Genomic DNA, 14,437 nt, shown 5'->3' on the forward strand with positions numbered 1-14,437 from the left:
TGCTGTTTAACGTGGACCCTCCAATAGCCTATGCAAACACGATTAGAAATACCAAAGAAATTACTCTGTCAGATCAGCGCAGCTTTCGCGCTGTCTGCAACGCTTGGATTTGGTTCGGTGATGGCGCAGACCTCGGCGCCCCTACTCACCGCGCCACCCAAACAAATACCTGCAATTGAGCAGGGTGCGCTAGACATCATCAAACAGATGAGTACAAAACTAGCTAGCGCAAAAACATTACAGTTTCAAGCACGTGTGCAATCGGATGCCCCTTCTATCGATGGCATTCCCGTGATTTACACATCAAACTCAGACTTCACCATTCAACGCCCGAACAAAATGGCGGTCATCACTTCTGGACAGGGCTTAGCTAGCGAACTTATTTATGATGGTAAATCCATCGTTGCCATTACACCCAACACAGAGATCGTTGCATTCAGCAAAGCGCCTGGAAACATTGACGACATGGCTGAATACATCTTTAAAAAAGCGGGTTTATATTTTCCTGGCGGAATGATTCTGTTGTCTGACCCCTATACAAGCCTCACCGGAGATATGCGCGCTGCGTTCATCGTCGAAAAACAAACCTAGTGGGCGGCGTCGAAACTGATGTGATCGTTTTAGCGGGCAGTGGCATGGAAGGTCAGTTTTGGATTGGTTCGAAAGACAAACTCCCCTACATGATCTCCATGATTTATACCAAAGAGCCCAATCGCCCTCGCGTCACGATTGACTTTAGTCATTGGAAAGTGAATGCGACGATTGATGCAGATCGTTTCAACACAGCCAAAATTGCGAATGCAATCAAAGTTGATTTTGCGCATCGTGATGCGCCTTTGAAATAATCGCGAACAAGGATAAACAACATGAAAAAAATACTCGTATTGATCCTCTTTGCGATTGCTGGAACAACTGCTGTATCAAGTGATGCACAAGCTTATTGGCATGGTCGTTATTGGGGTGGCGGTGGCTTTTATCATCCCGGCTGGGGTTGCGGCTGGCGTTGCGGTGGTCCAGGGTGGGCAGAGCGCGGTTGGGTCGGCCCAGCGGTCGTTGCAGGAGGCGTTGGGGCCGCAGTGGTCGCCGCCCCTCCTTACGCACCACCAGCACCAGTTGTTGAATACAGCTCGGTCCCGCCAATTGGCTCTGTGTATCCCACCTTGCCAGGGGGTTGCGTTCTAGCACCACGAAATGAAATAAATTTCTATCAGTGTGCGGGCTATCGTGTTCGACCACTTTATGGAAAAAATGGTTTATTTTATCGAGTCGTTCCCGAATAATTTGAATGCATGAAAGAAATCGCCCCCAACAAAATTTAAATTGTTGGGGGCGATCTCTTTTCTATGCCTAGCTTATTGAAATAAATGACCTGCGAACTACACTTAAGCTTCAATCAAATTAAAACCTGAATGTCGCAGCGATCGCGGCACCAAACATATTCAAGTCAACATTTGTATTGTTAGGCTTGAATTGGTAATAGACATTTTTAGCGACTAAAGACACATCGCCCCATTCAAACGTTCGTCCTACACCCAGATACGCTTGGCTGGTGAAACTCGATGTTTGACCCGCTCCGACGTCGACATAAAAAGGCACAAAATAGTTTGAGCTACCAATATTCCATCGACCTTTTACACCCGCCACTCCGGCTACCAGCTGCAAATTACTGCTTTGCGTAACAGATAGATTTTCGGCAGGCAAGGCGATCGTTGTCCGAGCGTTTTGCCACATGATGCGCGCGCCCACAAGACCATCTAAGTTAAATGTCGGCGAGTCCACCAATCTATAGGATGGCGCAAGGGTCAACATCGTCATTGTTAAGTCAGTCGTAGCGCTCAAGTCCGCACGGCCCACGACGCGAGATGCTGTTTTACCCAAATCGCCATACACGCCATCCAAATAAAGTCCGAAGCGACCGTAGCGAGCCTCTGCTACCAGCATCGCTGCCATTTTGAGATCGGACAAAATATTGCCAGGAGTGAGTTTGACTTCGCCCAAATTTGTGCCGTTTTGAGAAACAGAGCCTGTGATGCCCATTCCCCAAGCGTAGGGAGTGACACTAAAACGCCAAGCATCTGACATTGATGTTGAAGCCGCTTGAGACGTTTGGGTCGGCTGTGCACTCACTAACGGAGAAAGCAAGGCGCCACATAGAAGCATTGCAAATCGAACCATCATATTGGGCTCCAATTTAATATTTTTAGTCGAAATTAAGTTTTTGATAGTACTGGATTTGACCAGTATCGCTTCCTTGTGACTATCATTTTTCTTCAAATTAATGCTAATTTGAAGAAAGTGTGGATTAAGATCAACACACATAAAAACGAATGAAGGAGATATCCCAATGAAGTCTGTTTTAAAAGCTAGCCTGCTGAGCCTGTTTGCGCTCGCACTTTCCCCGGTATCTCACGCTGCATGGCCAGACAAACCTATCAAACTCATCGTACCGGCCGCACCAGGTGGCACGACTGACATCACCGCGCGTTTACTGAGCGAAAAAATTGGTGCCGAACTTGGTACGACGGTTGTTGTAGAAAACCGTGCCGGCGCGGCTGGCATCATCGGTACGCAAGCACTTGTACAAGCGCCTCCAGATGGCTACACCATTGGCTTTGGCAACATTGGCCCCAATGGCATCAACTACAGCCTCTATAAAAAACTGCCTTATAAGCATACGGACTTTAGCCCGATCACCTTAGTTATTTCTGTGCCCAACGTATTAGTCGTCAACAGCAAATCACCTTATAAAAATGTAAAAGAACTTGTCGATGCGATTAAAAATGATCCTAAAGGCAATTACAGCTTTGCTTCCTCTGGCACAGGTCAATCACCCCACATGTCTGCAGAAATGTTTGCCCAGCGAACTGGTACGAATCTGACGCACATCCCCTTCAAGGGCATGGGTCCCGCCGTCGCAGCACTATTGGGCGGTCAAGTGACGTTTGCCATCGACAATCTCCCAAGCTCGATTGGCTTTATTCGTTCAGGTCAGTTTCGTGCCTTGGCTGTCACCGGGGCTGAACGCTCACCCCAGCTTCCAGATGTTCCAACCATGGCTGAAGCTGGCATTAAAGACATGGTGGTGACAGCATGGTTTGGTTTTGTTGCGCCTGCAGGCACACCGCCTGCGATTGTGGACAAAATCCAGCAAGCCACCAAAAAAGTATTAGCGATGCCGGAAATCCAGAAACGCTTTGCTGAAATGGGCGGCGTACCAGGCGGTGGCACACCGGCAGAGTTTGGCGCTTTTATGGATAAAGAGCGCGAAAGCTGGAGAAAAATCGTAGAGGCCGCCAAGCTGCAATTAGAGTAAATCTTAGCTAAGTGGATAATCAAGGTGCCCTGTTTTCACGTAAATCAGGGCACCTTCTTCTTTTGTGAACGGCGCATGTTTGCTATAGCGCGGGCTACGTATCCAAGAGCCTGCCGAGTAGGATCCATGCTCGTCATGAAATACGCCTTCTAACACGAATATTTCCTCGCCGCCAGGATGCACATGAGGATTGAACACCGTGTTGGGTGCCCAACGCACCAAAGCTGTCCCGACACCCTCAAACTCATGCAGTGGCATCACAGCGAGTCCCCGAACGAGTCCTGGGTACCAGTTGGCAGTGGTTGTGTCGACACGAACCGTGGCAGTATCACGCGGATGAAACTGTCTGAGCTTTACAAACAAAGTACAACCATTTTCTGATCGAGGCGAATGGCTACTATCGGGAGGATTGCGGAGATAAGTCCCCGCTGGATAATCGCCGTGCTCATCCGAAAAAGTGCCGTCCAGGACAAGAATCTCTTCTCCAGCACCATGCAAGTGTGGTGTAAATGAAGAGCCGGGTGCATAGCGGACTATTGAGCTCGCTCGAGCCACCTCCTCCCCAATGCGATCCAGAGGTACTCTATCCACACCCTCGACCGGCGAAGGCTGCCATGAGACCCGACGGGTATCAATAACCACCCTTTGTTTGAAGTCTGCGTTGATGCTCATATAGTCACCATACAAAAACAAATCTTACTTTAACTAAGCGTGTAATAAATTGCCTGTAAAAAATCAGGGCCGACGATTTGAATAATATGTAGACAAGCACGAAAATGGACAGGCATTCCATGCGGGCGTAACATCAAACTGTAAGATTTATTTAACCAATGGGTGTTATCCAAACTGTGCTGACAAAAATGCCTTTCACAACAAGCAGTGCAGAATTGCGTAATTTTGCCTTGGGCTTATCCATTCTGTTGATTGGCTTGGTCCTTGTTGTCATTCTCCCTGCACCTGATGCCGCAAAAGGTCTATCCAGTTATGTCCCGCTCCATACCATCATGGAGGTGATGGCGATTGCCGTTGCAGCGATGGTGTTCGGCGTTTCTTGGGCCACACATCGATTTAGACCAAACGGACGAGCACTTGTATTGGGGATAGGATTTCTAGGCGTTGCACTACTCGACCTTACTCATACGCTGTCATACGTAGGCATGCCTGATCTGGTCACGCCAAGCGGACCAGAAAAAGCGATCAATTTTTGGTTGGCGGCGAGGATCACCGCAGGAGTCGCATTGATCTGGGTAGCTTTTTGGCCGACACGCCTTGCAAACTGGATCGGACAACGTTCTCAATATTGGGCGCTTGCAATTATTTTGGTGTTGGTTGGCATCGTGCATTACCTCTTATTGGTTTACCCAGCCGCGATGCCGCGTACCTACATAGAGGGGCAAGGTCTTACCTTATTCAAAATAAGTATCGAATACGGTCTCATTGCACTCTACTCAGCTGCCGGCTTTGGTTTTTTTAAGCGTTGGTATAAAAAGAAAGAAATAAGCGACTCACTGCTTGCGATTGCTTCCTTCACAATGGCGATGAGTGAGTTCTACTTTACGCTGTATGCCAATGTGACCGATGTCTATAACGTTGCTGGCCATATTTACAAAATCATCGCCTTCGCATTTCTTTACCGCGCACTCTTTATCGAAACAATCAAACATCCCTACGAATCACTACAGCTATCTGAAAATAAGATTTCTTTTGAAAACAAATTGAACGCTACATTGTTAGAGCTTCAAGAGCGAGAAAATCTTGAACAAGAAAAAGACCTTCTTCAGAGATGGTTATCCAACACCAAAACACTCACATACAGTCCGGTTGCGTTTATTTATGTTGTTCACGAGGAGCAAAATACAGTCAAGATGATGGCGTATTCAAACGATACGCCAGAGACTTTCCTGGATTCCTCTGGCGAAAGCTTTATAGCTATAAATGAAACGGGTCGCTGGACAGATGCACTGCGTCAGAGTCAACCCTTTTTACGCAATGAATCATTAGTGAATGATGATATTCGTGGTCTTCCAAAGACAAATAACGCATTTAATCGCTTGATGACTGTGCCAGTTTTAGAAGGAAACTATGTCAAACTCATCGTAGGTGTAGCCAATAAGTCTGAGCCCTATGATGAGCAAGGAGTTAAAGCTCTGCAAGTAATGGCCGCTACTTTATGGAGCATGCTCAAACAAAGTCAAAAAGATGCTGTCATCAATCGGCTATCTGAGACACTTGAGCAGAGCCCCCATTCCATTGTCATCACCGACACTGCGGCCTCCATACAATATGTCAATAAAGCATTTACTCGAGCAAGCGGTTACAGTGCACTTGAAGCGGTTGGCCAAAACCCAAAAATCTTACAGTCTGGTGAAACGCCGCACGCGAACTACGAAGCACTCTGGAATAATTTAACAAGTGGTCAGTCATGGCAAGGCGAATTCATTAATAAAAAGAAAAATGGACAGACTTATGTCGAACTTGTTTCGATTTATCCGATTCGAGATCGCTTTGGATCACTCACTCACTATGTCGCACACAAAGTTGACATCACCCAACACAAAGCCGCTGAAAAACGAATTCGCGATCTTTCGGACTTTGACGCACTGACGGGTTTGTTAAACCGAAAATCTTTTCAAGAGAGGCTCACTTTAGCCATTGATCAAGCAGCGCAGTCCGATAGCTTGCTGTCCTTGCTATGGTTCAACCTTGATAATTTCAAAGCCATCAATGAGACACTCGGCCATGCTGTTGGAGATGAATTACTCGTCGAGATGGCCAATCGCATTGTCCATGGCCTAGGGGCAGGCACAACTGTAGCGCGTCATGGTGGAGACACCTTTGTAGCCTTGGTTCCCATGGAAAAGCAAGCCCTTGTCGCCCTCAAGGCAAGAGAAATCTTGAATCAAATCCAATCACCACTACTCATTGATGGACAACATTTCGCACTGAGCGCTTCTGTAGGAATTTCGGTGTATCCGAATGACGCAAAAGTTTCCGGACCACTGGCCTCTGCAGCTGAAATTGCGATGTATCGCGCCAAGCAAGAAGGACGGAATGGCTTAAGATTTTTTGCACCTGAAATGCAAGAACACACACAACGATCGTTGGATCTAGCTGTTTCTTTAAAGGGCGCACAAGATCGCGGAGAATTATTTTTAGTCTATCAACCGCAGCGCAGACTCGCTGATAAAAAAACAATCGGTGCAGAAGTACTTCTGCGCTGGCAACATCCAAAATGGGGTCTTGTTTCTCCTACGGAATTCATTCCAATTGCCGAGCAAACAGGTCTGATTGTTCCTATCGGACTATGGGTTTTAGAGCAAGCTGCTCGTCAGCTTCGCGCATGGGATGTGACAGGCTTGCCGGAAATCTTTCTGGCGGTGAATGTGTCGACCATTCAGTTTTCCCGACCCGGATTTGTTGAAGAACTCATGAAAGTGATGTCGCGTGTCAACATAAGCACAAAACGTATTGAAATTGAAATCACAGAAGCTGTTGCACTCAAAAATGCCGAACAAGCGCAAGCCATCATTCAACGCCTTCATGCAGCGGGCTTTGCTGTTGCTTTAGATGATTTTGGGACAGGGTATTCTTCCTTGAGTTATTTAAAACGCTATGCAATAGACAGACTCAAAATCGATCAGTCTTTTGTGAAAGACCTTGCAACAAGTGCAAGTGATCAGGCGATCGTGAACGCAATTATTCATATGGCGCATAGCTTAAACATGAAAACGATCGCAGAGGGTGTCGAAACTGAAGCGCAAGCAAAACGCTTGCAAGAATTGGGCTGCGATGAAATACAAGGTTACTGGTTTAGTGAGCCGTTGCTCAACACAGTCTTCGAAAAAATGCTGCGAGATTAAATATTATGGAACATAAAAAAAATATCTTTGTTGTGTTTGGTACTCGGCCAGAGGCGATCAAAATGGCTCCTGTCGTCAAAGCTTTGCAAGCGCACTCTGAAATAATCACTACCGTCTGTGTCACTGCACAGCATCGACAAATGCTCGATCAAGTCCTCAGTTTGTTTGAAATCAAACCGGACATTGATCTGAATCTTATGCAAGCGAATCAGGATCTTGCTGATGTGACAAGTCGAGCGCTTGTAGGTCTTAGGGATCGCTTTCGTGAGACTAAACCCGACGCTATTTTGGTTCATGGCGACACCACGACTGCTTTAGCGGCGGCTATGGCTGGTTTTTATTCTGGAATACCGGTTGGGCATGTAGAAGCAGGACTAAGGACGCACGATGTGCACTCACCTTTTCCAGAAGAATTTAATCGTCAAGTGATTAGCAAAATTGCACGCTGGCATTTTGCACCGACTCTCAACAGCCAGGAAAATTTACGCGCAGAAGGCATCAATACTGACAATATCTATGTCACAGGAAACACCGTTATCGATGCCCTGCACTGGACCTTGGACAGACTCGCCGTTCGCGATGCAACAGACACTCGCGTTTCCAGTATCCTTGATCAGCTTTTGCCATTTGATTGGCACAGCCAACGCTTTATTTTAATGACAGGGCATCGGCGGGAAAATTTTGGCTCAGGCTTTATCCAAATCTGCGATGCCGTCCGGGACCTTGCGCAACGTTTTCCAGCAGTTCATGTCGTATACCCCGTGCACCTCAATCCCAACGTGCGTGAGCCAGTTTTGGCACGTCTCGGAGACTTGAAGAATGTCCACCTGCTCGATCCATTGCAGTACGAACCATTTTCCTTGCTTCTCAAGCACTGCTATTTTGTCTTAACTGATAGCGGAGGCATTCAGGAAGAGGCTCCTAGTCTTGGCAAGCCAGTACTGGTGATGCGCCAGACAACTGAGCGACCAGAAGCTGTTGAGGCGGGAACGGTAGAGCTTGTCGGCACGGATGTAGAGCATATTGTTTCCGCTTGCACTCGTTTGATTGATGATGCCGTTCACTATAAAAAAATGTCAGAAGCACATAACCCCTACGGGGATGGTCAGGCTGCCCGCAGAATCGCAGATATTATGATTGCTTGGTCAGTGTCCAAAGTTGATTAGATATCGCAATGAAAAAAATATGCTGTCGCCTTTGCACGGCGCGCGCTGAAGGAGCGCTGTCGCCAATTGATTGGCGGGCAAAGGCTCAGCCTTGAACTGACGATCAGGTCCGACCTGTCGGAATATTTCATAAACTAGCCCAGCTAAAGGCGACTCATCGCAAACGGCCAAATCCTGCAAGTACAGTGCAGTCTCTCCCGGCAGTAATGCCCGCGTGCCAACACCATCTTGGACCCAAATTTGCAAATGCGTTAACTGCTTCAGTGTATTCAACATTGCTTTGTATTCGGTGGGATCTGAATTACCTTTAAAAAACGAAGTGATGTATACGGGCTGAGTACTCAATACCTTAAGTGCGTCCACATCGCGGGAAAGTTGCTTTGCAAGAACGGTCTGATCGCTTATTGCACGCCATCTGCGATCATCTATTTCCATGGGCAAATACCAACCAACAATACTAGGTTGCGGTAAAAGAGAGAGCCAATTTTTAGCGAGCGCTATATTTTTTTCTGTATTCTCTAAAAAGTAAGGCTCTAACAAATCGCTAGGCACTTCAAGGGCTGAAAAGGTATCTGGATCTGCATAAAGACCAATCACAAGCTTTAAATCGGCGGCGACCGCATCTTGCAGTCTTCTTTCGAGCCACTTCTTTTCCTCACCCGCTTGAAAGAGCGTTCCATACTGTGTCCATTGGACAATCAACGTATCAAATCCTCGCTTCTTCAAATCGCGAAATGTGGTTGGCCAAAATTCTTCAGACAAGGTGATGTCACGCTGTTGAGGTTGATAAATCATCCCGGTCAATGCGTGCGCACTGAGCGCCACTCCACATATCAGCCATACAGCCATTAACCATCGCAAAAGATACAATTTCACCAGCGCACTCCCATTGTCAGCAAAGCGGCGAAGCGATCATTTTGATAGGTTTTGATCGCGCCCTGCAGTTCTAGTCCAACATAATATTTACTGGCATAGGCGCTGTAACGTGACTGATTGGCCCAGATATTCCAACGAACGCCCGCGCCGACACGCACATCAGGCGATGTTTCACCGCTGATTTTGGTTGCTAACAATCGCGTGTAAGGCTCAATCGTCTGTCCCTGTTGTAATTTATGGTGATAACCAAATCTGTAATCGGCCGTCAATGCATAAGCTTGCGTACTTAGATAATAGGCAGAGTCTAGATATAAATTTTGAGAAAACCAACCTGATCCTGTTGGATGCCAATCATCACTGTAGATACCCGTATTTAAAAAGGATGCGCTGACTCTCAACATCGTGTTGGCAGCTGCGCTCGTCCCTTGATCGAGTGGAATTTGCTTTTCAGCTGCAAGGTAGAGGACATAGTCCGAAAATGGTTTCCACCGCAGACCAACGCCAAGCATGGGCGCATACACTGGCAAAGCAGAGTTATTCGGACCACTGCCACCAAAAACGCGCCCATACACGGAAACGGTCTTGCCATCATTGATGGCGGGATCACCTAACCGATAGTCGAATTCGATCTGTGAATAGCTTTTAAAATCCTGTCCTGGTACGGGTGACTGGACTGAGGCAGCAGGTGAGGTGCTCGTCATACCGTCAACGCTTAGAGTCCAGCGTCTTGATAAGTCCTCGTGCATCCGTCGCAAGGCATACAAACTCTCCGTGCGCGCAGGCGTCTGCTCTTGATGCGGATAGCGTAACAAATGATCCACCGACTCTTCGATATAACGTTTAGCTTGATCGTTATCGCCTAGGCGCTGATCGATATAAGCCAATTGTTCGGTCACTCGCATATCATTAGGTCTTAATTTGAGTGCAGCCTTCATTTGCACCTGTGCCTCAGGCAAGTCTCCTAGGTTGTACTCAAGAAAACCCAAGTCTGCACGCGTAGCGCCATCATCTGGCGCTAAAGCAATCGCGGCCTTAAGTGATGCTGTCGCGGCATTTGCATCACCATATTCCCGTTGCCAACCTGCCAACTCAGCATAACGATTGGCGCGAGGATCCATCTTGAGAGAGGTTTGCATCGCATCGATCGCACCCGGCAAACTTTCAGCGCTTAAGACACTTGCTTTTACCGCCCAGTAGTCTGCAGTCTGCTTGCCTTGAGCTTGCTCGTACTGCTCTAGCCACTGTGCAGCTAAAACTTTATCGTCTGATGCCAATGCAGTAATCGTGGCCGCCAACCAATTTTCTGATGTCAGCTTTCCAGTCGCAATCGTCTCTTTCCACGCCTCAAGCGCCAGTGCGTTATTCTTATTTTGATATGCCACATAGGCAAGAGCCCTTGTCGCTTCAGCAGTCGGATGCCGCTTAATGGCTTGCTCAAAAGCGTATTGGGCCAGTCCTGGACGCTGCTGTGTCTGATAACACTCGCCCAGCATCATCCAGTCAGAGGCAGAGTACAGTTGGGACAAGTCACCTAGCACTTGCCTGACACCATGACAGTCGCCCAAGTGCTTAAGCATGGCAGCTTGCAGCCCCCTTAGTCGCGAGCTATCCAAAGGGATTGATAAGCGCGCTTGAGCGCTAGCCGCTAGCAAACTTGGCTGGCGTAACGAGATCACATCAAGCCGAGTCACTAGTTTTTCCCGAAGCGAAGATGGCATCCCATCGAAAGGGTAGCGCGTCATCAACAAATGCCAAGCAGTGGCATAGGAGCCGGATTCGACTAAGCGATATGTCAACGCGTCCAGCAATGCATCGCTCGTCTGACCGAGCTCGGCAATTGTTTCTTCCCAATCCGTATCGGCGGGCAATTCAGCGCCTGACTGCAGACGACGCTGTAACTCAGTCTCTAGAAGACTCGCATTATCTCGATATTTGACCTGATAATCCACAAAAGGTTTCAAGCGCTGACCGACTGTTGCACTCACTAATGCCAACCACTCACGTTCTTGTGCACTGGATTGAATATTAGTTTTTTGATTCTCTAAAAACGCCTGCATTTGAGTCTTATCGTTCGCGCGGGACTCGGCGATCAGCAAGCGCATCACAAGCTGATGGCGTTCAAGTTCAGACACTCCCTTGAAAGGATATGCTTTGATCAGTATGCGAAGTGCTTGGTCGGCATGGCCTTGTGTGAGCAGCTCATAACTTAGGCTATCCACGTGCGATATTTGCCCGAGCTCGGCGGAACTCCAACGGTCGATTAATTGGTTTGCCTGGGGATGTGCACCAGACTTGGTGAGCATCAGTATCGACAACCGCTGCTTGAGATAATTATTTTCTGAAAATTTAGGCGTGTAAGTCTGTAGCAAATTATCAATGGGTGTTGAAGACTTTGCCAGCAAATCAATCCAAACTGACTCCGCATACGCTGAATCCAACTCAGGGTGATTGTCCTTTAAATAGCGACGCAACAGTGCGGAATTCCCCTTTAATGACTCTGCTCTTTTTAATACATCACTATTCATTCGTTGGGTATAGACGCGTTTCATCTCCAAAAGTTTGGGTGCATCAGGTGTGAACTTGAGTTGCGCATCAATCGCCGACATCGCCTTATCCAGATCACCAGCTGCTGCATAGGTTTCAGCCAGATAGCTCACTAGTACAGGACTGCTTGGCGCTAAGACTAATGCACGCTGAAACTCCTTGACCGCAATGTCATACCTCTTTTGATTCAAGGCACGGAATCCTGCATCAACGTGAGGAAAGACCGTAAAGCGCTGCCGGGCGTTTAATTGCTCTGACCAGTCTTGTTGGGAGATTGCCGGTAACGGACAAAATAGCGATACAAAAAGAATGCTTTTGCAAAGATTTTTTTTAAAAAAACTAATCAAGTCATAATGCTTCATGTAGAGGTCTCAGAATGTTTGATCTCCGAAGACATTGCATAACCAGCAATGACTGCCTCCATCGTCGGCTGAATTTTCGCTTGTACCTCTATGGCGTGTCGCAATGTTTCTTCACTGATAATTCCATGCTCCACTAGATAGTCCCCTAAAGGTAAAGTCGAGCTCGCGTGCTGCAACAGCACAGCAGAAAATGCGGCGGCATCAATACGGCCAAGTGTTTGCAGAACCTCGCCCAACATCACCTGTCTCGAAACATATTCTGTCCATACTCTATTGCGATCATGCTCTTTTATTTGACCAAATACGATCGCTGCTTCGAGCGTCTCCCTGGGGTCTGCCATTCGAAATCGCGCATAACAATGACGCAAACCCACCGTGACTTGGCCGATCTCCGCGATTACATAATTGATCTCACATCCGAGCTTTCTACGCAAGGCCGACAAAGCAATTGGACTCAATGCAGACTCTGTCGCGACGACCAGCCGACTCGCCTGACGCTCGATCGGAAGAATCGCATAATGCAGAGCGATTTCTGCAGGGACGCTCGCAATCAATTCCGACGCCAATCCATAGGCATCAATTGAGACATGAGGGACATTTGCCTGTTCAGCCAAACCTTGTGCAAGTTGCAGGGGCGTCAATTGACCGCTATGCACCAGCCAAGTTCCGAGGCGCATACCTTCCGGCTTTTGAAGCAAAGCAGATTTCAACTGATCTTCGGTCAGGCATCCTTGATTCACTAATATCAGACCAATCATTCTGCGTGCGCGTGAAATCTCACCGAGAGAGGGAAAATCGTGTGTCGTTTTATCCCAGGCAACACGTCTTGGATTGCCTTGTTGGATCACTTGCCTAATCGCACGCCAATTTGCCAGAAAATTGATGAAGTTGCCGAGCAACATGCGAGGCAAAGAAAGCAATCCCTGAAAGAGTCCGTAGTACTGCGTGACGAAGATCGTTCTTTGCAGAATACGATTTGACATCAAGATTACGTTCACCCAGAGCAGCGTGACTAGCAGCTCACTCTCTTCGAAAACAGACAGAAAACGATAGGCGTCAGGCCAAAAAGACTCATACAACAACACAAGCATGAGTTGAAACAAAATCAAATTAGCGCCAAAACTAAAAAAGTTAGTGAAGACACCCTTGCGATCACGCCAGAGAAAGTAATTAAGTCGCCAGTTACTTGTCCAGCCGTGCGTGACATAACCCTGAAAGACTATGCCGATAATCCAACGTGATTTTTGTCTGACAGCCGTTTCAATCTTATTTGGAAAAAACTCACGTACACAAATGACATTCGATTCCCTGAAACTTTGTCCAAATTTTTCGGTTTTTTTCCATTCAGTTTTTGTTTGCTCAGGCGCAGGAAATCTCACAAAGATTTCCTCAAGTCCATGCTCCTTTAAGCGGAAGCCTATGTCATAGTCCTCGGTCAAACTTTGCGTGTCAAAAGCGATACCATCACCATCTACCAATAAAACCTCAATCGCGCGACGGCTAAAGCACGTTCCGACACCAGCGCTTGGTACTTGCCCTACTACCGCCTCTCTAATTGGCACGTCTTTTGCATGGAGCTCAGTAAATTCGTCGATATAGTGCATCCCGACAAAGTCATACCACTTACGCTCAAAGGGATATACCGGCACCTGGATCAGGTCTTTACGATCGACAAGGTAATTAAAAAGCCTAAGCTCCATGGGCGACACCACATCTTCGGCGTCATGCAAAATAAATCCTGCAAATTTTAGATTGGCGCGTTTTTCAAACTGCGTAATGGCATCAAGCACATTATTGAGACAGTCTGCTTTGCTGGTAGGACCTGGTCGAGCGCAAACAACTTTATGAACGTTAGGAAATAACGCGCATACCTCATCGACATCACGCTGCGTATCTGGATCGTTTGGATATGTCCCGACAAAGATATGATAGTTTTCATAATCTAGCGTGCGTGCAGCAGTATCAGCCATTGATCCAATGACGCCCGTCTCGTGCCATGCGGGAATCATGATTGCCAGTGGTTTTTCCGGGATGGACAGAAGTAGCGCCTGTCCCGCGCGAGGATGACGTTTATAGATAGTGAATCGACGCCACAGCCAACGGACCCAGTAGATCAAGTCGATTAGCAGATCATCTAACCCGCTGAACGTAATAAATATCGCCACAACGATGACAATATATTTCAGCGTGTATAAATATAAAGAAAGGTAATCTACCCAAAGCATGTTGTGCCACTCGTTCATTTAAATCCGCTTAGTCACTGAGGCACTTAGTGAATGAGCATGCAGTCATTGTTTATATTAACAAGACCTAATG

The 14,437-nt window shown here is 47.3% G+C and carries 11 protein-coding genes; 6 read left to right on the plus strand and 5 right to left on the minus strand.

Annotated elements, in window-relative coordinates; all coding sequences use genetic code 11:
• Positions 1 to 30 precede the first annotated feature (30 nt).
• From WBJ47_RS04195 to WBJ47_RS04205, 3 genes are read left to right on the plus strand one after another with little or no spacing between them, the layout of a single operon-like run.
• Positions 31 to 591, plus strand: coding sequence for a DUF2092 domain-containing protein (locus tag WBJ47_RS04195; protein ID WP_422243679.1), 561 nt, complete (start codon positions 31 to 33; stop codon positions 589 to 591).
• Positions 591 to 845, plus strand: a complete 255-nt coding sequence (locus WBJ47_RS04200) for a DUF2092 domain-containing protein (RefSeq protein WP_422243680.1) — start codon at positions 591 to 593, stop codon at positions 843 to 845. Before WBJ47_RS04195 ends, WBJ47_RS04200 begins: the two co-directional genes overlap by 1 nt.
• Positions 846 to 866: 21 nt before the next feature.
• Positions 867 to 1,280 (plus strand): hypothetical protein, encoded by a 414-nt coding sequence (locus tag WBJ47_RS04205; protein WP_422243681.1) that lies wholly within the window; start codon positions 867 to 869, stop codon positions 1,278 to 1,280.
• Positions 1,281 to 1,398: 118 nt separating this feature from the next.
• On the opposite strand, the gene WBJ47_RS04210 is transcribed toward WBJ47_RS04205, so the two are convergent.
• A complete protein-coding gene (locus tag WBJ47_RS04210) occupies positions 1,399 to 2,178 on the minus strand; it encodes a hypothetical protein (RefSeq protein WP_422243682.1) in 780 nt (259 codons plus the stop codon).
• Positions 2,179 to 2,344: 166 nt separating this feature from the next.
• Here WBJ47_RS04210 and WBJ47_RS04215 point away from each other — a divergent pair, with 166 nt between their 5' ends.
• A complete protein-coding gene (locus WBJ47_RS04215) occupies positions 2,345 to 3,313 on the plus strand; it encodes a Bug family tripartite tricarboxylate transporter substrate binding protein (RefSeq protein WP_422243683.1) in 969 nt (322 codons plus the stop codon).
• A 3-nt stretch (positions 3,314 to 3,316) separates the two neighbouring features.
• Here the strand turns inward: WBJ47_RS04215 and WBJ47_RS04220 are convergent, their stop codons facing one another.
• The gene (locus WBJ47_RS04220; protein WP_422243684.1) at positions 3,317 to 3,985 is read right to left on the minus strand and encodes a cupin domain-containing protein; all 669 of its coding nucleotides are present in this window, start codon (positions 3,983 to 3,985) and stop codon (positions 3,317 to 3,319) included.
• 188 nt (positions 3,986 to 4,173) lie between these two features.
• On the opposite strand from WBJ47_RS04220, the gene WBJ47_RS04225 reads away from it, so the two are divergent.
• Complete coding sequence (locus tag WBJ47_RS04225) at positions 4,174 to 7,173, plus strand: EAL domain-containing protein (RefSeq protein WP_424585247.1); 3,000 nt, start codon at positions 4,174 to 4,176, stop codon at positions 7,171 to 7,173.
• A gap of 5 nt (positions 7,174 to 7,178) precedes the next feature.
• Positions 7,179 to 8,339, plus strand: a complete 1,161-nt coding sequence (gene wecB / locus WBJ47_RS04230; RefSeq protein ID WP_422243686.1) for a non-hydrolyzing UDP-N-acetylglucosamine 2-epimerase — start codon at positions 7,179 to 7,181, stop codon at positions 8,337 to 8,339.
• Here wecB and WBJ47_RS04235 read toward each other — a convergent pair.
• Genes WBJ47_RS04235 through WBJ47_RS04245 form a run of 3 tightly spaced genes read right to left on the minus strand, consistent with a single transcriptional unit; the run spans position 8,319 to position 14,364 of the window.
• The gene (locus WBJ47_RS04235) at positions 8,319 to 9,215 is read right to left on the minus strand and encodes a DUF4434 domain-containing protein (protein ID WP_422243687.1); all 897 of its coding nucleotides are present in this window, start codon (positions 9,213 to 9,215) and stop codon (positions 8,319 to 8,321) included. The genes wecB and WBJ47_RS04235 overlap by 21 nt on opposite strands.
• Positions 9,212 to 12,121, minus strand: coding sequence for an NfrA family protein (locus tag WBJ47_RS04240; protein ID WP_422243688.1), 2,910 nt, complete (start codon positions 12,119 to 12,121; stop codon positions 9,212 to 9,214). Before WBJ47_RS04240 ends, WBJ47_RS04235 begins: the two co-directional genes overlap by 4 nt.
• The gene (locus WBJ47_RS04245; RefSeq protein WP_422243689.1) at positions 12,118 to 14,364 is read right to left on the minus strand and encodes a glycosyl transferase family protein; all 2,247 of its coding nucleotides are present in this window, start codon (positions 14,362 to 14,364) and stop codon (positions 12,118 to 12,120) included. The genes WBJ47_RS04240 and WBJ47_RS04245 overlap by 4 nt, the downstream gene beginning before the upstream one ends.
• Between the last annotated feature and the right edge of the window lie 73 nt (positions 14,365 to 14,437).

Source organism: Zwartia sp. (assembly GCF_049655405.1).
Taxonomy (GTDB): Bacteria; Pseudomonadota; Gammaproteobacteria; order Burkholderiales; family Burkholderiaceae_B; genus Zwartia.